This is a genomic window from Anabaena sp. CS-542/02, from assembly GCF_028331085.1.
GTDB classification, from domain to species: Bacteria; Cyanobacteriota; Cyanobacteriia; order Cyanobacteriales; family Nostocaceae; genus Anabaenopsis; species Anabaenopsis arnoldii.
Map to the genome: position 1 here is coordinate 58,507 of NZ_JAQMTM010000049.1, position 25,549 is coordinate 84,055.

Sequence of the window (25,549 nt, forward strand, 5' to 3'; positions counted from 1 at the left end):
GCTACTAAAATGTTTTATGAACTTAACACCAGATAGTAAGGTATTAATTGAGGGCTTTTCTGAATTTATTTCAGCAAATCATATCGCTCAAATGCAAGCGTATGGTACAAATTTGGTTGCTGGTGTCAATCCCGGATGTGGTGGACAGCAACTCTACAATCTGCCAATTTTCGATTTGGTAGAAGAGGTGGTGGAAGAATTCGGCGCAATTGATACGGCAATTATCTGCGTACATCCGTACCAAGTTTTAGATGCAGCCTTAGAAGCGATCGCCTCTAATATCAGTCAGATAATTATCATTTCAGGTGGGGTACCACCTTTGGATATGGTGCAATTACTGCGTCAGTCGGAAGCGGGTGAAACCTTGATAGTAGGTCCCAACAGTCCGGGAATTATCGTACCGGGTAAAATTCTTTTGGGTACTCAACCTAGTGAATTATATAGACCAGGAGCGGTTGGTATCGTTAGCCGCAGCAGTACCCTCACATACGAGGTTGCTTGGGAACTAACTAAAGCTGGTTTAGGGCAATCCATTAGTGTGAGTATTGGTAGTGATGCGATCGTCGGTTCATCCTTTCTGCAATGGCTGCAAATTCTCGATGAAGATGAAACCACAGAAGCGATCGTTTTAGTCGGTCAACCCGGTGGCGATAGTGAAGAAGCAGCAGCAAAGTATATTGCTGAAGCCATTGATAAACCAGTCATTGCTTATATTGCAGGTAGACACGCACCAAGACCAAAAAATTGGCGACAAAGTGGCACCTTGGCTACAGTTATTGGACGTGAGCCTAATTTTGGCACTGCACAAAGTAAATTAGCTGCTTTTGAAGCCGCAAAAGTGACTGTTGCTGAACGTCTTTCTCTGATTCCAGAATTGGTTAAAAAGGCGATGAAGTCTTGATTGAGTAAATATCACATACTTTCCTCGTACCTTCCTAACAATTGGCGGATGTAATCATATCCATCCACACCAATAATCGCAATCATTTTGGTGCGATTTTGCTGTAGTAGATGTTGGAAAGCTTCGTCTCCTATTTGACCCCGTAAAATTGCCAGTAACCCTGCTGGTTGTCTCCATTCACTAGAAGCAATTTGCTCTAACAGATACATTCCTAAGCTACCAGTATAAATAGCTTTCTCTGAGTTTTGTAAGTTATAATAAGCTTCAGATAAGTAAGCTAAATTCCGACCTTGGAGATATAAATCTCCAGCAACTTGGGCTGTTTTAAACCCATTTTCTAAATAGGGAATTGCCGCGGATGATTGACCGATAACTAAATAGGCAATACCTAAGCTACTAAAACATAGAGCTTTACTTTGAATATCGCCCAATTGTTCTGATAACTTTAACCCTTGTTCTAAATAATTAATAGCTGTTTCATAAACCTCTGTTTCTATTTGTTCTAGCTGTTGCGCCTCCATAACTTGGCTGTAACCTAAATTTACCAGCGCATTGGCTTGTGCTGTCCTTTCCCCTCCTTGGCGACTGAGCATTAATGCTCGTTGACTGTAGTTAATGGCCTGAGCATAATTTTTCTGTTGTACATAGGTACGACTCAGGTGGTTGAGATTGGCGAGTTCACAGGGGAGGTCGCCCGCGTTTCTAGCGATCTCCAGTGCTTGCTGGTGAAACGCAATAGAACGCTCATATTGTCCTAAAGCCCGTTGTGAATAGCCTAAAAGGGTGATAATTCTAGCTTTTTGCTGATTTCCCTCTACTCGTCGCAGTGGTTCATCGAGATAATCCAAAGCATCCCGTAAGTAACCACCAGAAAAAGAGGCAAAAATGCCACCATACAGGGGAAAATAGGGACGCTGGGCAAAGTGGCGCAGGATCTGGAGCATAACTTGAGAGCAGCCATGACTGTATATGGGTTGATGATTAAAACCAGTTGCTAACTGGCTCCAAATGACTGCAAAGGTTAAAAATGTAGAAATTGATAACTTTGATCCTGCTTGGACGTTGTAAGCCTGTTGGTCGAACCAGTTGACTAAACCTCGTTGCAGGTATTGTAAAATTAATCCTAGTTCTACCCAGTCACTCAGGCTGATACTGCCTTGCTGTTGTGCAAATTCCCAGACAGATTGTTCCCTTGCTAGGGCGTGAAACAGTGCTTGACATACATTACTATTAACCTGCTTTGCCCAAGTTGCCCAAGGACCACTTTCTGTGGGAACCCCACCAAAACCTAATTGTTGATTGCTTTCATACATCCAGCTGACTAGGTGCTCTTGTAGTCGTTCCCAGTTAGCTAAACCGCGGGTAATTCCCTGGGATATTTCCTGTAAGTCAGTATCTACCTGAGCAAATTGTTGTAACCCGCTGGCTAACTGCTTTGTTGACTGTATATTTAGTGGTTGCTTTTGATTGGGGTCGATAACACGTAAAAAAATCGTCAGACGTTCATCTGTAGCGGCCGTGGTAATTTCTTTAATTGCGCTTGCGATCGCTTCTGTGGTTTGATAGTGCTGGGAATATCTTTGCCATTGAGTTTGAATAGTTTTCACCGCTCTCAATTTACGGTTGGCTTTGGCTTTTTTCAGTTCATCTGTTTGAGAATCAACTTGGCTTTGAATGCTACTGAGGCGATCGCTCAATACTAATTCAAATATTTCTCCTGTTCCCGCCTTTATTTTTTTTTGCAATATTTGATACACCATTTCTACAGAGCTAATTTTGCCCTGGAGGGTAGATTCCACAATTTCATCAATTAAAGCGAGATAGCTATCGCGTATTGGCACAGATTCAGACACTTTAGCTCCTGGGGAAGGTAAACCCCTATTCTAACAAAATCGCCATCAATCCCCAGGGGTCACCAACTGGGCAGCAGAATTAAAGAACTGATGATACAATCCTCTGGTGACTAAAATACTTGTCAGCAAGTTAGCCATGGCCACCATAAAGATAATTACAATTTCGTAGTATACAGCATCAAGGGGACTAATTCCGGCGATTAACTGTCCGGTGGTGATTCCCGGAATAGCCACCATACCCATGAGCATCATTTGATTGAGAGTTGGTAAAAATGCGCTTCTAATGGCTTGTTTCCGGTATTGGCTAACTGCTTGGTGGGGAGTCGCACCTAAGCTCAAGTGTGTTTCTATTTCCACATACTGTGAGTTCAGAGTGCTAACAAGACGTTCCCCGGCGATCGCCGCTGCATTCATCGCATTACCTAATACTATCCCTGCTAGAGGAATTACATAACGGGGTTCATACCACCTGTCCGGTTGAATAATCAAGAAGTTAGTATAAATAACCGTCAAAGCTGTACTAATTAAAATTGCGCCCCATACCAAAGGTAAAACCCGGGGAATTTTCACACTGATGCGATTTTTGGCCACCATAGCTGTAATAGTTAAGATTACTGCTAAAATCGCCAAAACTCCCCAAACATTATCCAAAGCAAATATGAAGTCTAAAACGTATCCTAATACGAGTAGTTGTAAGATAGTTCTACCGGTAGCCATAGCTAAGTTTAACTCTAGTCCTAACCTTTCCCAGGTAGATAAACCGATGGCTATGGCCATCAATCCCACCGCAATCACTAAATCAACCAAATCCAGCCTTATTAAATCCTGCATAGGTTATTCATCTCCCACAGACTGACTGCTTAACAATGGTATTGTTAACCATACAATAATTACAGTAAAAACCCAGCTTTGATGGGTATCCGTAGCGACGTATTGAGCAAGTTGTTTAATAAAAGTCAACGAGCCTCACAATTGGCTGTCCCAGTGCATTCTTTGTATTTTCAGAGCAAATGAAAACTTATGATCCAGAGCGTAAATTCCGTCCCTGCCTTTGATATTCAGCACCAATATGCTACTATTGCAGCAGAAGTGAGTGCGGCGGTTTTAGAAGTTTTAACTTCTGGGCGTTATATTGGTGGCCCTGTAGTAGAAAGCTTTGAGCAAGAGTTTGCTGCCTATCATCGGACTAATCATTGTATAGCTTGCAACTCAGGTACTGATGCTCTCTACTTAGCTTTACGAGCTCTGGAAATTGGTACAGGTGATGAAGTGATTACCACACCCTTTACCTTTGTGGCCACGGCTGAAGTTATTAGCGCGGTGGGTGCAACACCAATTTTTGTGGATATTGACAGTAATACTTTAAATATTGACTTGCAGCAAGTAGCCGCAGCCATTACACCTAAAACCAAAGCAATCATCCCGGTGCACTTATTTGGTCAACCGGTGGATATGACAGCACTGATGGCCATCGCTAAGTCTCACAATTTAGCAGTGATTGAAGATTGCGCTCAAGCCACAGGTGCAACCTGGGATAATCAAAAAGTTGGTAGCATAGGAGATATTGGCTGCTTTAGTTTCTACCCTACTAAGAATCTCGGCGGGTGCGGTGACGGTGGAGCCATTACCACCAATGATCCTCAACTAGCAGCAGAATTACGGATACTCAAGGAGCATGGGCAGAAAAATCGCTATTACTACGAAGAAATTGGTATAAATAGTCGCTTAGATAGTCTGCAAGCGGCTATTTTGCAAATTAAACTCCGTTATCTTGATACTTGGAATCACCAACGACGGGCGATCGCCGCTTATTACCAGCAGTTTCTCAGTCACATTCCAGATATTATTGTCCCCCAAGAAATACCCGGGGGGCTGAGTGTATGGAATCAGTATACTATTCGCATTTCCAGCACTGAGGGAATAGTGCGCCCCAACTACCGAGACTGGGTACGGAGTCAACTACAAGAACGGGGGGTAAATTCCATGGTTTATTATCCCCATCCTTTACATTTACAGCCAGTATATCAATATTTAGGCTATCAGCCCGGACAATTACCAGTAGCTGAGTTAGCTTGTAATCAGGTGTTATCTTTACCCATGTTCCCAGAACTCACCCAGTTACAGCAAGACCAGGTGATTTATGCTGTCAAAGACAGCTTGGGGTAGAACAGTATTACCCAGAGGTTGTTTGATAAGTTTTCAACAGGTAATTTTTATCACATCATTACCCCATTTAATTCATTAAATCCAGTCCCCTTTCCCTTATCAAGGGAAAGGTGAGGGTGGGGTCAAACAATAGTTGATACACTAATCATGACTAGACAAACATCCTCTGAAATCCTGCACATCCTGATTGGTGACAATTTCATTTATCTAAACTATTATTGTAAATAGGTGAGTTTATTCAAGATTGATATATGTGGTGTTGGGTTTCCTTTCCTCAACCCAACCTACTACTGAATATTAAAGATTTTGTTCATCTTCTTCAGTTAAATCATCATTAGCATTTTGAAGTGGTGTCACTCCTTTTAAAGTGAAAGTAAAAGTATTACCTTGTGCAATTACTTTATTTACTTCTTCATAGAAAGGATAATTACCAATACCACTGATATTGACCCAACCACGAGAGCGCGTTAAAGCTACAAATAATTGATTTCGTAGTTTTGTATCGCTTTCCTTTTTAGCAATGTTGTCTAACCCAACTACATAAACCATATCTGCTTCATTTCCCTTAGTCCGATCAATTCTAGAAACGGTTATACCACCATCAAACCAGAATAAATCACGATTATTATTAGGCCATTCAGGTTGAATATTATTTAATGATAATGCGCTAGGAATATAAATATCAATTCCACAATTTATTAGAAAATCAGCTATTTTTCTTTCTAAGTTATTACCATTATACGAAGGCGGAGTAGTATAACCCAAAGCAATTATTAAAATGTTGCGACTAGGGTTTAATTTATCTTCTTGTAAATTATATTTAATTTTCTCTACTAATGCCAAAAGCTCATCTTCACGAGAATCATAGTTTTCAAATTTAATAACTGGATGATTAGAGAGGCTAGGAACAGGATTAGGTGAATTTTCTGGAGGTCTGGTAATAGTAATTTTAGCATTACTGCTGATTTTACCTTCTACCACAAACCCAATAGATTCTAAGTCTCGTTTAGTCATGCGTTGAGGTTTGAACATTCCTTCTGTTCTTAATAAACCAGTACCAAGAGCATAAGCAGCAGTTAAGATTTCTCCAGGAGTACGGTAGCAACGTTCCATATCATAAGCTTTACGAATACCCCCCGGATAAATACCACCTTTACTACCACCCAGAATATTACGGAGTTTATCACCAAATACTTCTTTTCCCGCTGGTGCAACTGCTCCTGTAGAATGTATAGTCTGTGCCTCATCATAAGCCCAAATCAGACGTTTTTGCTCAGGTTGATCCTCAGTAACAGATTTTAATGATTGATATGCTAACCAATAAATTGACTGTTTCTCTTCACCATCTTCTGCTGTAAATTTTAGATAAGCCTCAGTCATTAAATCCTGTCCTTCATCAATCACTAAAGCATCAAAAATAGGTTTGAATTTCGGCTTTTGTTCCAAAAAGTTTCGACAACCATAGGCTAATCCATTATTAGGACTTCCTTCTCCTGTATCACCTGGATTTAACTTTCTTACCCTTTCGATTTTACAAATTTCTGCATATAAACCGTCTCTATCTCTTGCACCCCAAGCATGAAGAACTCTTAAATTTGAACCAGCTAAATTTTTATATTCGATTTCTCCATTAGTAAAATGCTCTATCCATAACTCAAATAATTTTTCGATTTGGTCATATAAACTACGAGTAAAGAAGACAAAAGCGATCTTCCATTCAGGATGTTTCAGATGCATAACTGCTGCTTTTTGACTAAAAAGAACAGTTTTTCCTGAACCAGCAATTCCTCTTACTCGTTGTGGACCTGGTGGAATAGTTTTACCAATATGTTCCTGTTTAATATCCCATTCATACATCAGTTTTTGTGCTTCTACTAATATATTGTAAAGACTTTGATGATCAGCAGATTCTATTTTTTCTAAAAACTTACGCAGAATAGATGTTCCACTTATAACACTCAAAAGAGATTTATATTGACTATCATTTAATGGTTCGCCTGTAATCGCCGCCTGAGCTTTTTCTATACGGTTTTTTAAACCAACTTCACCCAGTTGATTATTAAATATAAATGGTGTACCCTCTTCTGTTCCCGTCCATCCTTTTTCTTGCCATTCTTTTGTACTAATATTGGGAAAAGCAATTAAAGTACGTCCAATGATTTTTTGTTGAATATCTGATTCCGGAGTTTTAATAGGTTCTTGATCACAATATTTACGCAAAACTGCGGCATATTGAAAAATATTTGCCAGAGAATAATTTTGTTGTAGAGTATTATCGGAAAACTGGATATAATTATCATTAACTGATGTAATTTGTTCAATATTTACAGGACAAACTTCTATTACAATAATCCCCCATTGTTGATCAACAATAAGTATATCTGGTTCTTTGCGGCGATTGCCAACTTGCAGAAAAAGAGGATAACGCCAATACCCAATACTAGACTCACGACTAGAAGAAAATGCTTCTCTGACTGCATCCCAAACTTTTTGATAACCAGCATCATTATTTGGTGCAATAGCTTCTGTAGTAATAAAACGTGCTAAACCTTGTCTAGCTTTTGTAGTCATTGTATTTGTTGTTTATGTGTAGATTAATTCTTTATACTATAGTTTTCAGTCTTGCAAATACGGATTTATACTGTTCTTGTTTTACAAAATACTAAGAAAAAAACCGGAAAAGAACGGAAAAAATGGGATCACATTTAGCTATAATGGTTAAAAACCATACTATGTATAGCTTTTATGACTGTAAACGAAGTTGTAAAATTTGTTGATCAGATAGTCTTTGATAAAACTGGAAAGCATCTAGATGATATTCAAACTGCTGTAATTGCAGGAACATGGGAAAGACAAACCTATGATGATATTGCACAAAAACACAATGTTACTAAAAATCATATAGGTGATGTAGGTTCTGAACTATGGCAACTTTTATCTAAAGCATTAGGTGAAGATATTAAAAAAAATAATTTTCGTTCTACTTTTGAAAGATTACACATAACATCATCACCAATTATTATTCAAAATAAAAATAAACAAAATAATAACCATACTTTTAATTTTAGTTCACAAGCAACTTTTCAATATAATAAAGGTGAGCAAGATAATAATACACAGAAATATAAAACTAAAACAATTTACCATGATCTCACCCTAGCACCCCAAATCATCAAATTTCACAACCGAGAAACCGAACTGCAAACCCTAACCCAATGGATATTAAACCAAAACACCCGCTTAACCTCCATCTTAGGAACATCAGGAATAGGTAAAACCACCCTAGTAAAAAGATTCATAGATTTAAACCTCGATAAATTTGAAATCATTATCTGGAAAAGTTTAAAATATCCCAAATCTCTAAATTTACTGATTGATGATTTATTGCAAGTCTGTAAACAAGAACCTGAAAAAAATCTAGACGATAAAATCAAACAACTATTTAATATTCTCACCAACAACAGATGTTTAATCATCCTTGATGATATCCAAAATATCTTTACTCCTGGTGAAATTGCGGGAAAATATCAACCAGAATATCAAGATTATCAAACCCTATTCAAACTTGTTACAGAAACCCAACATCAAAGTAATATTATATTAATTAGTCAAGAACAATGTCCAGAAATGGAATCTTTAGATATAGAATTATATCCCATCAAATCTTTAGAAATCTCAGGTTTATATCATCCTGATATTCTCCAAAACACAGGCTTAAAAAATCAGGATATTTGGTTAGACTTAATCAAGCTATATACAGGTAACTTGATGTTTTTAAAAACTATTACGGTCTTAATCAACAAAAATTATGATGGTGAAGTTGTTGAATTTTTAGCAGAAAATACATTACATATTACCCAGCAAATGCAGTCTTATTTTCAAGAGACTTTTAACCGTTTATCACCTATAGAACAACAAATAGTATTACAACTGAGTAAATTTGAAACCCCTATTTACAGAGAAGAATTAAGAGAAACGTTAATAGAAACCTTAAATTTATCCTCAGTTAATTTTAATAACGGTTTACAATCTTTGCAGCAACGGTATTTAGTGGTGAAAATTAAAGAAGATAAGGTGATGTTTTCATTATCTTCCGTTTTTCGGGAATATATGAGAAATTTAAACTAGATCCCCGACTTCTATCATGAGTGATAAATTATGAAGATGATGATCAAAGAAGTCGGGGATGTGATACCACTATTTAGATTTTATATCGGATTTATCACTATGAGTTCTCTATCTAAAACCATACGCCAAAAAGTGAGAGAACGGGCACAAAATCGCTGTGAGTATTGCCTTAGTCATCAAGATTATATTATGGGCAGATTGCTGACCATATCCAACCCTTAGCGAAAGGAGGAGATAATACAGAAGATAATCTCTGTTTAGCGTGTGAATTATGTAATCAATATAAATGGACACAAACTGAGGATTTAGACCCTCAATCTGGCAGAATAATTTCTCTATTTAATCCTCGTCAACAACAGTGGCAAAAACATTTTACTTGGAGTCCAGAGGGGACAGAAATTATCGGTCTGACAGCCTGTGGTCGTGCTACAGTCGGGGCGTTGAGATTGAATAATAGAGATGTAGGTTGGGTTAAGCGACAGCGCAACCCAACAACATTAAATCACAAAATCACCAAAACGTTAAATAACATCATTCAAATGCAATTTCCAGAAGTCCAAATAAATAAAACTAAATGCCCAAAAAAATTAGAGAATTAAAACAGATGTTGCAAAAAGCAGGATTTACGTTATTACCAAAGCGGGGAAAAGGTAGTCATTCTTACTGGATTCATCCACTTTTACCAAAACCTGTAGTTCTATCTGGCAAAGACAGCAAAGATGCAAAACCTTATCAAGAGAAAGATATAATAGAAAGTATCAAAGAACTTGAACAATTAGAAAAAGGAGATGAACTATGAAATATAGTATTTTAATTCAATGGTCTGACGAAGATCAAGCCTATATTGCCTTTTTACCTGAGTGGGGAAAATATGCTAAAACCCACGGAGAAAGCTATGAAGAAGCTCTAGAAAATGCCAAGGAAGTGTTAGAAGATTTGGTGTATGGCTATAATCAAATCGGTAAGCCCATACCCCAACCCCAAATATTACAAAAAATAGCTTAAATATGATATCTCCTAAAGCCATGTCTCCCATCTTAACTATTCCTCCCCTAGAAAACGGCGACAAATTAACCCGTCATGAATTTGAACGGCGTTATCATGCCATGCCGAATCTCAAAAAAGCCGAATTAATTGAAGGAGTAGTTTACGTGGCATCACCATTAAGAATCAAAAGTCATGGAGAACCCCATGCTTATATTATGACTTGGCTGGGAGTTTATAAAGCAGCTACACCGGGCATAGGTTTCGCCGATAATACTACCGTCCTTCTTGATACAGATAACGAACCACAACCGGATGCTTTATTAAGAATTGAAACAGGAGGACAATCAAAAATAAATAAAGATGATTATGTAGAAGGTGCGCCAGAATTAATAGTAGAAATTGCTGCTTCTAGTGCTTCCTATGATTTACATGAAAAACTCAAAGTTTATCGTCGTAATCAAGTCCAAGAATATTTAATCTGGCGAGTTTATGACTATCAATTTGATTGGTTTAGGCTACAACAAGGAGAGTATATTCAACTTCAACCCAATGCAGATGGTATAACTTGCTCTCAGGTTTTCCCTGGTTTATGGTTAGACAAAACAGCATTATTAGCAGGTGATTTAGGAAAAGTGTTAACCGTTGTCCAACAGGGTTTAGCAAGTCCAGAATATGAGGATTTTATTAGTAGATTATCCAGTTAGTCACCAGTCAGGCTATCGCTCAATAACTGTAAATCCTGATTGGTGACAATTATCTAGTTAGCAGAAGTTACCATCCAAGCTAAAATGCCTAATATGACATCAACAGGAGGAAGAGGATAATCTGTAAAATCAATTGTTACAGTTTGTTCTGTTAATTGTATAAATCGCCAAGCAGTGCCATTAGTTACGCTACCATAAATTATAGCAATGGGTTGATTATTAATCTCATTAAATTTTTGAGCAGCAATCATTTCCGCAATGCACTGACCAATACCAGGATTTAAGTCTGCTTTTTTGGCTTCCACAATCATCACCGCCGGTGCTTCAACTTCTAACTGTTCCGGTGAACGACTCAGAACAAAATCACAGACTCCATTCAATCCTAAAGCCGAATCTACAGTAAAATCTGTACCAGAAAATAAACTAATTTTTCTTTGTAATATCTTACGGACTTCTAGTAAAACCGGACTAATAATTAACTCAGAACGTGCTTTTTCACTTCCTGTCGCTATAGCTAACGGTAAACTTTCAGCTAGAAAATCTGTCAGAGTCCCACTAGCAGCAATTGGCTTGATTTCTGGTAGAAACTTTTGATCCTCAATGGTATTTATGCCAAAAGTTTGCTTAACTTTTCTAAGAGTAAAATCACTGTATGACATAATGTAAATATTTCCAAAAATGATCTAAAATTCATGTGAAAATCTTATAGCGGTATGCACTTGAATGAGATAGAGAATTTAACCAAAAACCATACACAGAAGGACTTTCACTTGTGTTCCCTGTTCCCTGTTCCCTGTTCCCTGCTATATATGAAAATCAACCAACAGCAAAACCTGTATATTGTCTCACCAAAGGTTCATGAAATGCTAAAACAATATCTGATTTTGGCACTCCTAATTTAACTAACTCATCCGCTATGCCAATTTCAGTTCCATCATGTTGTATCCAAATTTTATGATCTTTAATATCTAAATGCAAAACACAACCATGCTGCCGTCGTCTGTTTTTCCAACCTACATACATTAATTGATAATGGTCGCCAACGGTATCAAAAATCAATTGTTCTTCAATTTCATCCTTAGCTGAACCTAATTGAGCATATTCTGTGATCACTTGTTTGACATAATTGCGATATTGTTCTAGTTTTTCCATGATACAATTACCTCTTGAATTGGATCATAAATCATGATTTTAAGTTGGGAACGCTCAACAACTGTTTTGATAAATTGTAATTGAAAGAAAGAGTAATAAATTCCTGAAGGAACAGCTAAATATAAAACTCGTTCTGGTTGTTGTTCTTCTAATGCCAAATGATAATTAAAAAATTGTCCAATGGCTTGATGAAATTGAGAGATATTAGATGTACCAATAAAACTCTTAATTTCCACCGCTATTTTTTCTCCTTCTCTTTCAGCAGCTAAAACTTGCTCTGCACCGAGATCAATATACATTTCTACATCACCGACTTCTATCCTTAAAGGATCATCTGTAATCACCCAACCCTCTTTTTCTAACCCTATCCTAACAGCATCATGAAAAATATCTTTAGCTGGCATTAACTTTATAAAAAAAATAAAAAATTAGACTTTTTACCCCTAATTATTATAACACCAATTACAACAACACAATCAAAACCATGCCTAACCTGACAGACATCCCCGGAATTTCCCAAATTTGGACACGCACAAAAGGCGACCCCCGGATTAAAATTGCTATCCTTGACGGTGCTGCGGACTTAGAACGTAGTTGTTTTCAAGGTGCAAATTTTACTCAATTTAAACCCTACTGGTCAGAAGATATTGAACTCAACGAAGAATATTATTATTATCTCAACTTATATTTAGAATTTAACCAACAACAAAAAGACAAAAAAGAAGACCCAGACCACGACAAAGAAGAAGCGAAAAAAGAACGAGAAGCATTTTTTGCCCCCTTTCCCGAAGCTATTAGACAACGGATAGAATTATCAAGTCATGCTACCCACATTTCTAGCACAATTTTAGGGCAACACAACACACCCGCCCCTGGTATTGCTCCTTTATGTACAGCATTAAATATTCCCATTTCCTTCGCTGGTGATGATTTTATTTCCCCCATCAACCTCACCCACGCCATTAATACAGCTTTGCAATGGGGTGCAAATATCATCCATATCGCTGCTTGTCACCCCACCCAAACCGGAGTAGCACCAGATTTATTTGCCCGTGCTGTCAAACAATGCCAAGACAATAATATGTTAATTATTGCCCCTGGTGGTAATGATAAAGGCGAATGTTGGTGTATTCCCTCAATTCTTCCAGGTGTAATTACCGTTGGTGCAATGCGTGACGACGGACAACCCTTTAAATTTAGCAATTACGGGGGAGAATATCAAAATAAGGGTGTAATGGCCAATGGGGAAAATATCTTAGGCGCACAACCAGGAACCGAAGAACCTATCAAACAAAAAGGTACAAGTTGCGCTGCACCTATTGTTACAGGTGTTTCTGCATTATTAATGAGTATGCAACTACAACGGGGAGAACAACCCAACGCGGAAGCAGTGCGGGAAGCAATTTTAAATAGTGCTATTCCCTGTAACCCGGAAGATGTGGAAGAACCGGAACGGTGTTTGTTGGGTAAGTTGAATATTCCCGGTGCGTTTCAATTATTGACGGGAGAAAGGTTAGAACCTCACACCCAAACCCTCTCCTATCAGGAGAAGGGGGTAAAAATCTCTCGTTCCCAGGTTCTACCAGGGAATGCAACATCAGAAGCTGTGCCCCTCACTATATCATCAGGCAGAGCCTTGGAAAAGGCATTCTCAGCCGGAGACTGGGAAGGAGAATCTGGTGTAGCAGTTGCTACTATTCCAAGAAGTGAAATAACAGAAGGTGTTACCCCTAGTGCGGCTTCTAAACTTGTCTATGCTTTGGGTACTATTGGTTATGACTTTGGTGATGAAGCCAGAAGGGACTCTTTTAAACAATTAATGCCAGCAGTGAATATTGACGGTGCAATTATCCCTGCTAACCCTTATGATACCCAGCAAATGGTGGATTATCTGTCAGCAAACCCCAGCGAAGCTAAACCTTTAATTTGGACTCTCAACCAAGAACTAACTCCCATTTATGCTCTAGAACCCGTTAGCGGTTTTGCTGCTGATATCTATGAAACTCTAATTGCCATGTTAGAGGGACAAATTCAACCAGAAGACAGTGATGATTTTGTGGAACGGGTGAGTATTCCCGCCAGGTTAACAGATAGAACTGTAGAGTTATTTTCTGGTCAAGTTGTACCTGTAATTACTCTAACTAATACTAGGGGAATGTATGGCTGGAAAGTTAACAGTTTGGTAGATGCAGCTTTGCAAACTGTGATTACGGAAGGCACAGCACCAGCCCAAGAAATGGCAATGCGCAAAGCTTTAAGTAGTTTCTTAAATCGAGTTTACTATGATTTACAAAATGTAGGAAAAACTGCTAAAGATCGGGCGCTGAATTTTTCTGTCACTAATGCTTTTCAAGCCGCTTCTAGTTTTAGCCAAGCTATTTCTACGGGTATGCAGCTTGATAGTATTGAAGTAGAAAAAAGTCCTTTCTGTCGGATTAATAGTGATTGTTGGGATGTGAAATTAAAGTTTTTTGACCCGGAAAATGGCCGCAGAGCTAAAAAAGTGTATCTGTTTACTATTGATGTTAGTGATAGGATTCCTGTAACTTTGGGTCAAGTTCGTTCTTGGTCTGTGGGGAAATAAGAGCATCAAAACATCAGAATAAGGACTCCAGGGATTTTGATTGAACTTCGGTAAAGGTTAACTGCTCAATTGTAGAACTTATTTGAGTCCCACCTAGTCCATGGCCCCAGCGCTGCTGCTTTAGCAGCAACGCATAGGTACAGATGCAATTATTCCCTTAGAATCAGATCTGAAATTAAATAATTGCTCTGCTGTTAGCACTAGCTAAAGCTTCAACTAAACTCCGCACCGCAGCAATCATCGCCACTTCACTGTTAAGTTGATTAATTGCAGAACCAACACCAACCCCAGCAGCACCAGAAGCTATAGCTAAAGGTGCGGTGACGCTGGAAATACCGGAAGCACAGAGTACAGGTACCGAAACAGCACGGGAAATTTCATAAGCTGCGGCTAAAGTGGGGGCTGCTTTTTCAATTAACCCCAAAGTTCCAGGGTGTGTAGGTTGACTGCTGGTACCGCCTTCGGTTTGGATAATATCAGCGCCGGCTTTGACTAGTTCCTCTGCTAGATGTACTTGTTGATCTAGTTCTAGGATGTGGGGAACTGTCACAGATAGGGTAATTTCTGGTAACAGGGCGCGGGTTTGGTGAGTCAGTGCTAAAACTTCCTCAGCGGTAAATTTCCGTCCTTGGGCGTAAAAACTATCAAAATTACCAATTTCAATTAAATCAGCACCAGCGTTAACCGCTAAGACAAACTTTTCTGGTTCAACTGCTGATACACAAACCGGTAAATTAATCAAGTTTTTAGCCATCTGGACTAAATCAGCATCGGCGGCGATATCGACAAAAGTTGCACCACCGAGTTCAGCTGCTTTGATAGTAGCAGCTACGCGATCGCGATCAAAGTTATTCAAGCCGCTAATAACTTTGAGGACACGGCGGTCAGCAAAGGCACTTTGGAGAGTAGAATGGGGATAGATTGTCATAGTTTTTCTATTCAGGAAGAAATCAGACCTATTTTAACCTTCCTGAGTTACTAGTAACCGTAGAGCCGGGAAAATACCCTGTTTAACCCAGAAAAAACTTTCCGGACGGGGATATGTCTCCCACCCATTATTTTGTTGATTATTGATTAATTATTTTATTTATGTTTGAACAAGTTTTAATTTCCAGAGATTTTACTGACAGTTTATATCCTCTCTCAGAGGATGTTTGGAAAGTATTAAACAGGTAATTTTTATCTTAGGGAACACAGGAACAGGGAATAGGGAACACACAAAAAACAATAAAATCCAGTCCCCTTTCCCCTATAAAGGGAAAGGTGAGGGAGGGGTAAAACAATATTTGATACACTAATCATACCTTTTAAAACATCCTCTCAGAGGTTGTTTGGAAAGTCCCTCATGGTGTATCTAATATTTTTAGATCCCCCTAAATCCCCCTTGAGAAGGGGGACTTTGACTCTATTTCCCCCCTTGAGAAGGGGGGTTAGGGGGTATCAAGAAGTGTCTAAAATCACCTGATAAAACTTATCAAACATCCTCTCAGAGTTCGTTTCCTGTTTAAAAGTCCGGGTATTACCTCAAAGCTGGTATCCTGTAAAGTTTTTACCTTGCACGTGATCAGTAATTACTCGACTGGTTTGCGCCCCATTCCCTCTTAAGATAAAAATATCAAAAAATATCAAGTCGCCAGAATTTTACGGAACCAAACATGAGTAGTATTTGGGAAATTGATTTTTACTCTCGTCCAATTTTAGATGAAAAGCAGAAAAAAGTTTGGGAAGTCTTAATATGCGAAAGTCCGTCAGATATTCGCACCAAACCGGAATCTTTATTTCGTTATGCCAAGTATTGTCCCAGTACTCAGGTAAATTCGGTTTGGTTGCGGACGGCGTTACAGGAGGCCATTGACAAGGCTGGGGAAGCACCAATCAAAATCCGCTTCTTTCGCCGTCAAATGAACAATATGATCACTAAAGCTTGTCAGGATGCGGGTATCCCCGCTCAAGCTAGCCGCCGGATTTTAGTTCTCAATCAATGGTTGAAACAGCGAATGGAGGAGGTTTATCCTCAAGAACCAGGGTATCAAGGGGGGGTAGGCGCATCGGTGCGTTTAGACAGCCCTTTACCCCAACGGTTACCGGATGCTTTAGAGGGGGAACAATGGGCATTTGTTAGCCTACAAGCTGCTGAATTTGCTGATATGCCAGATTGGGATATTGGTTTTGGTGAGGCTTTTCCCTTAGAACTGGCCAAGGTGTCCCCAGAAACTCGCATTCCTGGTGTGTTAATTTTTTCACCCAGAGCCTTACCTATAGCGGGGTGGATGTCGGGTTTAGAGTTGGCGTGCTTGAACTTTGACACTAAACAAGGGCAAAGATTAATTTTAGAAACCGGTGCTACTGAAAGTTGGATTTTGGCTAATATCAACAACCCCCAAACTTTAGCAGAAGCCAAAGGTTACGAAAAAGCCAAACAAGAAGCTAATGGAGTGCATTTTATTGGTGTCCAGTCTGATCCTCAAGCAGAATCTTTTACCGGATTTTGGCTGCTGCAAAATTTAAATCTGGACTAATTTAAATCTGGGCTAATTGGGGGGGGACTTTTGAGCAAGGAAAAAACATAATATCAGTATATATTCATACAGCCGGCTAATTTTAGCAAAATTTTCTCGGTGCAGACAACGCGGATAGGTACCAATGATTTGGGATAATTATCTGCGTTGATTCATTTGCTCGGTGACAAATCCAAACACGACAATTGATCGAGGGTCATGGGTTCTGAAAATTTCTCACAAGACACCCTAGCAGAACATCTGCTAGAACTAGCTATTAAATCGGGAGCGGAAGCAGCAGAGGTCTATCAGTCGCGATCGCTTTCTCGTCCTGTCTTTTTTGAAGCTAACCGTCTCAAACAGGTAGAAACCAGCGAATCTGAAGGTACAGCACTAAGACTATGGCGCGATGGACGACCGGGACTCACGGTAGCTTATGGTTGTGTCTCTCCACAGACAATGGTAGAACGAGCTCTAGCGTTAAGTCGTATTAGTGTACCGGAATCAGTAGAGTTAGTCAAGAATTATCAGCCCAATTATCCAGATATAGGGAAATCTGTATCCTTAGAAGTATTGGTCAATTGGGGGAAACAGGCGATCGCTCTCATCCGTGATGTCTATCCCGATGTGCTTTGCAACAGTGACTGGGAATGTGATGTGGAAACTACCAGACTTTGTAATAGTGCAGGTTTAGATTGTTACTACACTGACACTACTCTCAGCTCCTACATGGCTGCGGAATGGGTCAAGGGCGATGATTTTTTGAGTGTGGCTGATGGAGAAACCCAGAGGGATATTCTGCACCCGCAAAAATTAGCTGATCAAATTTTACAAAGACTAGATTGGTCTATAAACAACGTCCCACCCCCCATGGGTAGGGTTCCCGTCTTGTTTACCTCTAAGGCTGCGGATATGCTTTGGGGAACCGTACAAGCGGCTTTGAATGGTAAGCGGATTTTAGAATTAGCTTCCCCCTGGGTAGAACGCCTAGGTCAACAAGTCATCTCCCCTAGTCTCACCCTCTACCAAGATCCCCAAGCAGGTCCCTATAGTTGTCCTTTTGATGATGAGGGTATTCCCACTACTACTGTAGTTTTTATCCAAAACGGAATTTTACAGAATTTCTATTGCGATCGCACCACAGCCAACAAACTGGGTATTAATAGCACCGGTAATGGGTTTCGTCCTAGTTTTGGCAGTTATCCTAGTCCTGGCTTATTTAATTTCTTGATTCAGCCTGGTTCGGCATCGCTACAAGAACTAATTCATCAAATGGATGATGGGCTAATTGTAGATCAAATGCTCGGTGGTGGCAACGGTATTTCTGGTGACTTTTCCATTAATGTTGATTTGGGCTATCGGGTCAAAAACGGTGAGATCATTGGGCGTGTTAAGGATACCATGGTGGCAGGTAACGTTTACACAGTTCTCAAACAACTAGTAGCATTAGGTAGTGACGCAGATTGGAATGGGTCTTGTTATACCCCATCCTTGATAGTAGAAGGATTATCTACAATTGGTAAAGTGTATTGAAAACTTCGACTATGATGAGAGTTTGCCAGTGTGGGTAGGGGCGACCATGGGCACCCCACCCCCAACCCCTGTACGAGGATGGGGGACAATAATCGCAACATTCGCTAGCCATGTGGGTAATCTAGTAAGTATCTACTGATATTTTCATATGGGCCTTTCTATTCTGACTCAGCGCCTTCGTATCTGGTTGCAACCCACAAGAGGTTTAGCGATCGCCGAAGCTTGTATTATTGGTCTTGTAGCGGCCTTTGGTGCGGTATGCTTGAAAATGGGATCGGGATGGTTGGGTACTTGGCGGGTACAGACCACTCAAATTGTGCCAGCATGGTTGTTATTACCGACCATTGGTATGAGCTTTGGGTTCATAGCCGGGTATTTAGTCAATAGATTTGCGCCAGAAGCTTCAGGTAGCGGTATCCCCCAAGTTAAAGCCACCCTTGCTAATGTACCAATTAGATTATCCTGGCAAGTGGCAATTATCAAGTTAGTTACTGCCATCATTACCCTTGGTTCCGGGTTGAGTTTAGGGCGACAAGGGCCCACAGTTCACGTAGGCGCGGGTTTAGCAGCAGGGATGAGTAACTGGGTTCCCACTTCCCCAGACCATCGCCGTCAGATGATTGCAGCTGGTGCGGGTGCTGGTTTAGCGGCTGCTTTTAATGCCCCCATTGCTGGTGTATTATTTATTGTCGAGGAATTACTCCAAGATTTATCAGGGCTGACTTTAGGAACCGCCATTATTGCTTCCTTTATTGGTGGTGTAGTCTCCCGGTTGTTGGGTGGGGGGAGTTTACAACTCAACCTAGAATTGCTGCAATACTCTAGTAACTTCTCTTTACCAGAAATTCCCTTTTTTTTGGTATTGGGAATTTTAGCGGGGTTACTGGGTGCATTATTTAACCGTGGCATTATAACTAGTATTAAAATTTATCAAAATCTCCATCTCAGCTTACCGTTGAAAATGGCTATAGCTGGTTGTATTTCAGGTTTAGTAGTGGCAATACTTCCCGAATCTTTCCGTAATTATGCGGGTTTAAGGGAGTATATGATTATTAGCGAAGCTAATATACCTTTTGCCGCGATCGCCTTTTTATCTCAATTTCTCCTCACTCTCATTGCGTTCGGTTCCGGTGCGCCTGGGGGGTTATTTGCGCCTAGTCTGATTTTGGGTTCTTGTTTAGGACATCTGGTAGGTGTATCCGCCTCTTATTTCTTAGCCGTGGACTCACCCACCACCTACGCTTTAGCCGGTATGGGAGGGTTTTTTTGTGCAGTTTCTAAAGTACCCATTACAGCCATTGTAATTGTGTTTGAAATGACTACAGATTTCAATCTGGTATTACCCTTAATGATTGTCTCTGTAGCTGCTTACTTGGTTTCCGACAAAGTAATTCCGGGATCCCTCTACGACAAACTATTACAGCTAAAAGGGATCACTATTACTAAAGCAGTTTCCAACGAGGGGATATTAGGGAAATTAACAGCCAATGATGTCATGCAGCATCGAGTAGAAACCCTGGATGCAGACATGACACTAGAAGCAGCAATGCAAGTATTTTCTCGTTCCCATCATCGCGGTTTTCCAGTGGTAGAGGAGGGTAAGCTGGTAGGAATGATTACACAATCGGATTTAGTGACTAAGCGCGATAGTGACTCCTACATCCTAGACCAGAGCCAACCCCCACAGAAGGTACTATTAAGGTCTATTATGCAGCCCTCCCCCATGACAGTACAACCCAAGGATAACCTCAGTCATGTGTTGTATTTGCTGGATAGGTATCAAATTAGCCGCCTACCAGTAGTAGAAGGGAGAAAGTTAATTGGAATTATTACCCGTGCAGATATTATCCGCGCCCAAGCTGAACACCTCAACCATGGGAACGTGAGTAAAGCACATAGGGAACCTTCTTATTTAGTTTATCAAACGCGATCTCCCAATATTGGCAGGGGTAGATTATTGATACCAATAGCCAATCCCCACACCGCCGCTATCCTCTTAGAAATGGCCGCCGCTATTGCCCGCGATCGCCACTATGAAATAGAATGTGTACAAATCATTTTAGTATCCCGCCATACTTCACCATCAGAAACACCAGTCAAAACAGTTCACAGTCGCCGCTTACTACGCCAAGCGGAAGTTTTAGCCAAAAAGTGGAAAATTCCTCTACACACCCAAATTAGAGTCGCCCACGACCCCGCCCAAGCCATATTAGAAACCATCAACGAACGACACATCAACCTGATTTTGATGGGGTGGAAAGGTCAAACCTCCACCCCGGGGCGAATTTTTGGCAATGTTGTAGATACCATCATTCGCCAGGCCACCTGCGATGTGATGTTAGTCAAACTGGGTAAAATTTCCCCTTCCCCATTTCCCCCATCTGTTGAACTCCTGAGCGAACCACAATTAACCCCCTCTACCTCTCCTCAATTTAACCGTTGGTTGGTGACAATGGCTGGCGGTCCCAATGCGACAGCAGCGATTAAACTCTTACCCGCTTTAGCCTCCTTGGGCGAACATCCATATATTCGCCTCACCCAAGTGTTTAAACCCTCCCAGTTACAACCAGATATGACGGTTTTAGAACAAGCTATCCGCGTCTTAATGGGTCGTCGTCAGTTATCCAGTCATGTGGTTGCTATCCCCCTACAAGCTGACTCCGTAGCGGAAGGAGTGATTAACCTGGTAAAAGACGACGATTATGATGTAGTGGTTTTAGGAGCTTCCCGTGAAGGGTTATTACAGCAAGCAGTACAAGGTAATATCCCCGAAGCGATCGCCTCTGGGGTAGACTGTACAGTAATTTTAGTCAGAGGCGCTATTAGTAGTTAAAGTCTGAAAAGTTATGATTTCGGTGTTCCCCATTCCCCAATCCTTCGGTGTTCCCCATTCCCTATTCCCTATTCCCTGTTCCCTAAGATAAAAATTACCTGTTGAAAACTTATCAAACAACCTCTTAACAGCAATAATTATGAGCCAAAATCATGGCTTGATAGTATCAGTTAGTTATTAGTAGTGCATTAAACCAGGGATTACAATCATCATAAATAGCATGATTTATGTACGTTATTCATGTTTCATCATCTGGCAAATCATCAATAAATCAGAGATGATAGTTACAGAAACAGGTAAACACCTGATTCCCCTACCATACCGCATTTACTCACCTCAATTATTAATTGGCTAATATAGACAGTAACTAAAAATCATCGATGTTCTCCAAACAGCAGGGTGTAGAAATTACACCCTGCTTTTATTTATTGATATTCATCCCACCAGACCTTAATAATGATTAGTGCAATCTCCACTCATGGGGGTTGACAGTTAACTGTTAGCAGTCAATATAGGGATTTATCACTGCTTATATACAAAAAGTATCTTAATAGCAATAATTATGAACCGAAATAATAGCTTGATGCTATCATTTAGTTATTAGTATTAGCTTAAACCTTGATTATTCCGTTATTAAAATGATGATAAATAGCATTATTTATGTACGTTATTCATGTTTCATCAGCTTGAAAAGCCTAAATAAATCAGGGATTATAGTTACAGAAACAGGCAAGAGCCTGATTCCAAAACACAAACACAAAAACATAGCATTTACTAGGAGAAAGTAAATCATGGCTAACATCACAATTCAAAACCTAGAAGTTGAATCTACTGCATTGAATCAAGTTTCCCCCAGCGAAATGGAAAAAGTTGTTGGTGGATGGACGAATTATGCCGGTGCTATACAAGCGATCACAACTGCACAAGTATTAACTGATTTCGCTGGGCTTATCGGAGGTTGGGTTCAAATGTTTTTATTTACTAATTCAACTTACAATGGTTACAATCCTTACAATGGTTACAATGGTTACAATCCTTACAATGGTTACAATGCTTAAAAGTCATATAAAAGCTAACTCAAATTAGCGAATTTTGATTAAAAAAACAGGGTGTAAAAATTACACCCTGTGTTATTTATTAACTAGACATTTCACTTCTGAAGGTGGGTGAAGCGCAGGACATACATAACTGACCAAAACCAAAACACCGCATTTACTAAGAGAAATTCAATCATGGCTAACATCACCATTAAAAACCTAGAAATCGCCTCTACTCAATTGCAGCAACTTTCTCCAGGGGAAATGGAGAAAGTCATCGGCGGATTTATGTTCATCGGACAATTCTCCCAGATCACAAATAGACTTATTGCTGTCAGTCTTATCGGCATTTTTATTGACATGATCTTCTCTTTATTATCTACAGGGTGGGGCGGAATCAGCAACAATACAGACTCTACACCCTCAATTGATAACGATTTTGGACCAGTCTAAACCCATTTAGCAAGATTTGTATTTTGTTCATCTACTCGAATATTTAGCACAATTTTCAGGAGTTGCTAGACGTAATATTGAGAGAATATACAGCACTTTTCAACTAAATAAAGTACACACCTTAATATCATAAATCTTGTGGGGTGGGCAGAAAAGCCCGCCCTTTTGTATCTCACTCAGATAAAATACGCTGTAAATAATGGGTGGGTTAGAAACTTCTAACCCACCCTAATTTAAAGATTAAATCTGAGAGGATGTTTGATAAGTTTTATAAGGTGATTTTAGAGACTTCTTGATCCCCCCTAACCCCCCTTAAAAAGGGGGGAACTAGAGTCAAAGTCCCCCTTCTCAAGGGGGATTTAGGGGGATCTAAAAATATTAGATACACTAATCATGACTTGACAAACATCCTCTGAGTGTTATATTTGAAAATCCGTCTGCTCAACCTGCTGCTTTAACCACTCAGCAAATAAATGGCCGATGATCTGATAACTTAGCTGCTCATCTAATCGGGGTCGAATCATATCCTCGACAAAAATTAAATGTATACCTTTAGCTGTGACAATTGGTTTAAGTAACTGTGGTGGTTCAGCTGCAAATACAGCAGCAGAAATATCTGGATGTAAATTTTGACGACCCATCACCCCTCGATATCCACATTGGCGACGTAGTTCTACATCTTGAATATATTGATGAGCGACATCATAAAAACTTTTCTCCCCTTCTTTAACTGCATAAAACAACTCCCACGCCAAATCCTCATCATCTAAGATAACTTCATACATGATCACCTGTAGATAATCTACTTGATGGTTATAAAAGTATGGTTCAACTTCAGCAGCAAACAAATGATGACCTAATTTAGCGGTGAGGAGGGTTATATAGATAATTTCTTCAAAATCCTCTAAAGATAAACCATGTTTTTTTAACCATGTCCAAGTTTCATCAGTGGTAGTGAGTTGGTTAACTAACCGCATTTGGTCTGCTGTTTGTTGTAATTCTGCAACTTCTACTTTTATCCCCACTTCATCCGCCCTATTTTTAATGATTTTGCGCTGAATAATCTGCTCAACTGTTTCAGGAATTTTTCCAGATAGTTTGATTTGATGTAAAATATCTTCTTGAGTGACTACCATGGGGTATGACATAATCTTGTCCTACTTAATTTACAATTCTGGAATTGACTGCTATAACTTAAAATCCCCTGCTTGTAATTGCTTGAAGGGGTCAATGATAAAATCAATAATTCGCCGCTGACGTAAAATTACTTCCGCTGTAGCAGTATCTCCCGGACGTAGGGGAATACATTGATTTCTGTGTGGGATACAGTTGTCTGGTAAACTGATTTCTAAGTTATAAGCTGATACTTTCCCCTGGGGTGTATCTATATCTATAGTTGTGGGAGAAATGCTCATTAACTCTCCTTCCATGACTCCATAATCTTGGAAAGGATAAGCATCAAATTTCAGCTTCACTGGTAATTTCTCATTCAGAGAACCACTGTGTGCGGTTGCTATTTGCGCTCTCATCACTAAAGGTGAATTAAGCGGCGCAATTTCTGCGACCATTGTTCCCGCTTGAACCACAGCGCCAGCTTTTTGAATGGGTAATTGAAATATAGTCCCATTCATGGGTGCTGTGACTTCCCTTTGTGCTAGTTGAATATTCAGAGATTCAATCTGTCTTTGAGTTTGAGCGATTTCTGCTGCTAGTGCGGTGATTTCTGTGGCTAAATTGTTTTGTTGTTCCTGAATACGTAGTAAAGCTAATTCACCGGAACGCTTGAGGGTTTCATAACTGCGTTCTTGTTCCCTCGCTCTGAGTTCTGCTTGGGTAATATCAGCTTTTCCCTGTTTGATCACTCGTTCATAACTGCTTTGCTGTTCTGCTAAACGTAATTCAGCTTGTTGAATATCTGACTGACTTTGTTCATATAGCTGTTGTCTTTGTTTTGTTTGTTCTTGCTTTTCTACAAGATTAATTTCAGGGATGACCCCTTCTTGATATAATTCCCTGTATCTGGTTTCTTCTCGTTGGGCGATCGCCAAGCTGCTTGCAGTTAACTTATGAGCAGTGATACTATGGGCTAAATTTTGTTTAGCCTGGTTGACTTGAGATAATTTTTCCGACTTTTGTAACTCCCAGTTATTTGTTAATGCTATTAATTGTTGTCTAGCTTGGTCGATTTGGGATTGTTTTTCTAACTGCTGGGATTGATTTTGTTGTTGTTGAGTGCTGAAAGTCACTACTAACTGATTTTGCAGAGTAGTTAATTGCGATCGCCTATTTAATTGTCCTTCTAACCTCTCCTTCACCTGAGCTAATTCAGCAGTCACTAAATCTGAATCTAACAGTAATAGAGGTTGTCCATCTTTGACTTCCTGGCCTTCCTGAATCAGAATTTCTCTGACAGTTCCAGATACCGGACTATCTAACCTCATAGTTTTACCTTCCGGTTCAATTTTCCCCCTAGCTGTACCTGTTTCATCCACCTTAGATAACATCGCCCAAGGTAAAATAATTGCCACAAATATGACTAAAAAGTACAGTAATCCCCTAGTCCACACTTGGGGTAAAGCATCTAATAATTCTTGAGTTGCAAAAGACCAATGAGCGTGAGATTTGACCTGTACTGGAACCTGCGGAGATTTCCCCATAGTCTCAGGAGTTATAGATAAAATCTCTTCCGTCGTGACTTTTCCATTTTCATTGATTGTATA

General features: G+C 39.8%; 23 protein-coding genes. 14 read left to right on the forward strand and 9 right to left on the reverse strand.

Annotated elements, in window-relative coordinates:
* Positions 1–16 precede the first annotated feature (16 nt).
* Positions 17–901 (forward strand): succinate--CoA ligase subunit alpha, encoded by an 885-nt coding sequence (locus PN447_RS05095; protein WP_271761337.1) that lies wholly within the window; start codon positions 17–19, stop codon positions 899–901.
* An 11-nt stretch (positions 902–912) separates the two neighbouring features.
* On the opposite strand, the gene PN447_RS05100 is transcribed toward PN447_RS05095, so the two are convergent.
* Complete coding sequence (locus PN447_RS05100; RefSeq protein ID WP_271761339.1) at positions 913–2,754, reverse strand: tetratricopeptide repeat protein; 1,842 nt, start codon at positions 2,752–2,754, stop codon at positions 913–915.
* 45 nt (positions 2,755–2,799) lie between these two features.
* Positions 2,800–3,585 (reverse strand): ABC transporter permease, encoded by a 786-nt coding sequence (locus tag PN447_RS05105; protein ID WP_271761341.1) that lies wholly within the window; start codon positions 3,583–3,585, stop codon positions 2,800–2,802.
* A 189-nt stretch (positions 3,586–3,774) separates the two neighbouring features.
* On the opposite strand from PN447_RS05105, the gene PN447_RS05110 reads away from it, so the two are divergent.
* Positions 3,775–4,920, forward strand: coding sequence for a DegT/DnrJ/EryC1/StrS family aminotransferase (locus PN447_RS05110; RefSeq protein ID WP_271761343.1), 1,146 nt, complete (start codon positions 3,775–3,777; stop codon positions 4,918–4,920).
* A 297-nt stretch (positions 4,921–5,217) separates the two neighbouring features.
* Here PN447_RS05110 and PN447_RS05115 read toward each other — a convergent pair whose 3' ends face one another.
* A complete protein-coding gene (locus tag PN447_RS05115) occupies positions 5,218–7,491 on the reverse strand; it encodes a DEAD/DEAH box helicase (RefSeq protein ID WP_271761345.1) in 2,274 nt (757 codons plus the stop codon).
* A gap of 174 nt (positions 7,492–7,665) precedes the next feature.
* On the opposite strand from PN447_RS05115, the gene PN447_RS05120 reads away from it, so the two are divergent.
* The 5 genes from PN447_RS05120 to PN447_RS05140 all read left to right on the forward strand — a co-directional run bounded on the left by PN447_RS05120 (position 7,666) and on the right by PN447_RS05140 (position 10,739).
* Positions 7,666–9,048 (forward strand): NB-ARC domain-containing protein, encoded by a 1,383-nt coding sequence (locus tag PN447_RS05120; RefSeq protein WP_271761346.1) that lies wholly within the window; start codon positions 7,666–7,668, stop codon positions 9,046–9,048.
* 209 nt (positions 9,049–9,257) lie between these two features.
* Entirely contained in the window at positions 9,258–9,647 is a 390-nt protein-coding gene (locus PN447_RS05125) for an HNH endonuclease (RefSeq protein ID WP_271761409.1), read from the forward strand.
* Positions 9,623–9,847: a type II toxin-antitoxin system HicA family toxin gene (locus PN447_RS05130; protein WP_028083551.1), complete on the forward strand. Its 225-nt coding sequence runs from the start codon at positions 9,623–9,625 to the stop codon at positions 9,845–9,847. The genes PN447_RS05125 and PN447_RS05130 overlap by 25 nt, the downstream gene beginning before the upstream one ends.
* Positions 9,844–10,053 (forward strand): type II toxin-antitoxin system HicB family antitoxin, encoded by a 210-nt coding sequence (locus tag PN447_RS05135; protein WP_271761347.1) that lies wholly within the window; start codon positions 9,844–9,846, stop codon positions 10,051–10,053. Before PN447_RS05130 ends, PN447_RS05135 begins: the two co-directional genes overlap by 4 nt.
* A 2-nt stretch (positions 10,054–10,055) precedes the next feature.
* The gene (locus tag PN447_RS05140) at positions 10,056–10,739 is read left to right on the forward strand and encodes a Uma2 family endonuclease (protein WP_271761349.1); all 684 of its coding nucleotides are present in this window, start codon (positions 10,056–10,058) and stop codon (positions 10,737–10,739) included.
* A gap of 53 nt (positions 10,740–10,792) precedes the next feature.
* Here PN447_RS05140 and PN447_RS05145 read toward each other — a convergent pair whose 3' ends face one another.
* From PN447_RS05145 to PN447_RS05155, 3 genes are all read right to left on the reverse strand, one after another.
* Entirely contained in the window at positions 10,793–11,398 is a 606-nt protein-coding gene (locus tag PN447_RS05145; protein ID WP_271761351.1) for a hypothetical protein, read from the reverse strand.
* A 157-nt stretch (positions 11,399–11,555) separates the two neighbouring features.
* Complete coding sequence (locus tag PN447_RS05150; protein ID WP_271761353.1) at positions 11,556–11,891, reverse strand: XisI protein; 336 nt, start codon at positions 11,889–11,891, stop codon at positions 11,556–11,558.
* Positions 11,879–12,295: a XisH family protein gene (locus PN447_RS05155; RefSeq protein WP_271761355.1), complete on the reverse strand. Its 417-nt coding sequence runs from the start codon at positions 12,293–12,295 to the stop codon at positions 11,879–11,881. The genes PN447_RS05150 and PN447_RS05155 overlap by 13 nt, the downstream gene beginning before the upstream one ends.
* An 80-nt stretch (positions 12,296–12,375) precedes the next feature.
* Here PN447_RS05155 and PN447_RS05160 point away from each other — a divergent pair, with 80 nt between their 5' ends.
* Complete coding sequence (locus tag PN447_RS05160; protein ID WP_271761356.1) at positions 12,376–14,475, forward strand: S8 family peptidase; 2,100 nt, start codon at positions 12,376–12,378, stop codon at positions 14,473–14,475.
* A 175-nt stretch (positions 14,476–14,650) separates the two neighbouring features.
* On the opposite strand, the gene PN447_RS05165 is transcribed toward PN447_RS05160, so the two are convergent.
* Positions 14,651–15,403 (reverse strand): DUF561 domain-containing protein, encoded by a 753-nt coding sequence (locus PN447_RS05165; protein ID WP_271761358.1) that lies wholly within the window; start codon positions 15,401–15,403, stop codon positions 14,651–14,653.
* 727 nt (positions 15,404–16,130) lie between these two features.
* On the opposite strand from PN447_RS05165, the gene PN447_RS05170 reads away from it, so the two are divergent.
* The 6 genes from PN447_RS05170 (at position 16,131) to PN447_RS05195 (ending at position 22,829) form a co-directional block, all read left to right on the forward strand.
* Positions 16,131–16,994 (forward strand): Tab2/Atab2 family RNA-binding protein, encoded by an 864-nt coding sequence (locus tag PN447_RS05170; protein ID WP_271761360.1) that lies wholly within the window; start codon positions 16,131–16,133, stop codon positions 16,992–16,994.
* A 198-nt stretch (positions 16,995–17,192) separates the two neighbouring features.
* Positions 17,193–18,506 (forward strand): TldD/PmbA family protein, encoded by a 1,314-nt coding sequence (locus PN447_RS05175; protein WP_271761361.1) that lies wholly within the window; start codon positions 17,193–17,195, stop codon positions 18,504–18,506.
* A gap of 148 nt (positions 18,507–18,654) precedes the next feature.
* Entirely contained in the window at positions 18,655–21,339 is a 2,685-nt protein-coding gene (locus PN447_RS05180) for a chloride channel protein (protein WP_271761363.1), read from the forward strand.
* A 220-nt stretch (positions 21,340–21,559) separates the two neighbouring features.
* A complete protein-coding gene (locus tag PN447_RS05185) occupies positions 21,560–21,694 on the forward strand; it encodes a hypothetical protein (protein ID WP_271761364.1) in 135 nt (44 codons plus the stop codon).
* Positions 21,695–22,130: 436 nt separating this feature from the next.
* Positions 22,131–22,397 (forward strand): hypothetical protein, encoded by a 267-nt coding sequence (locus PN447_RS05190; protein ID WP_271761365.1) that lies wholly within the window; start codon positions 22,131–22,133, stop codon positions 22,395–22,397.
* Positions 22,398–22,571: 174 nt separating this feature from the next.
* A complete protein-coding gene (locus tag PN447_RS05195) occupies positions 22,572–22,829 on the forward strand; it encodes a hypothetical protein (RefSeq protein ID WP_271761367.1) in 258 nt (85 codons plus the stop codon).
* A gap of 419 nt (positions 22,830–23,248) precedes the next feature.
* Here the strand turns inward: PN447_RS05195 and PN447_RS05200 are convergent, their stop codons facing one another.
* Both PN447_RS05200 and PN447_RS05205 read right to left on the reverse strand, forming a co-directional pair.
* On the reverse strand, positions 23,249–23,977 hold the full coding sequence (locus PN447_RS05200; RefSeq protein ID WP_271761369.1) for a foldase protein PrsA: 729 nt from the start codon (positions 23,975–23,977) through the stop codon (positions 23,249–23,251).
* Between the two features lie 39 nt (positions 23,978–24,016).
* A complete protein-coding gene (locus PN447_RS05205) occupies positions 24,017–25,486 on the reverse strand; it encodes an HlyD family efflux transporter periplasmic adaptor subunit (protein ID WP_271761411.1) in 1,470 nt (489 codons plus the stop codon).
* Between the last annotated feature and the right edge of the window lie 63 nt (positions 25,487–25,549).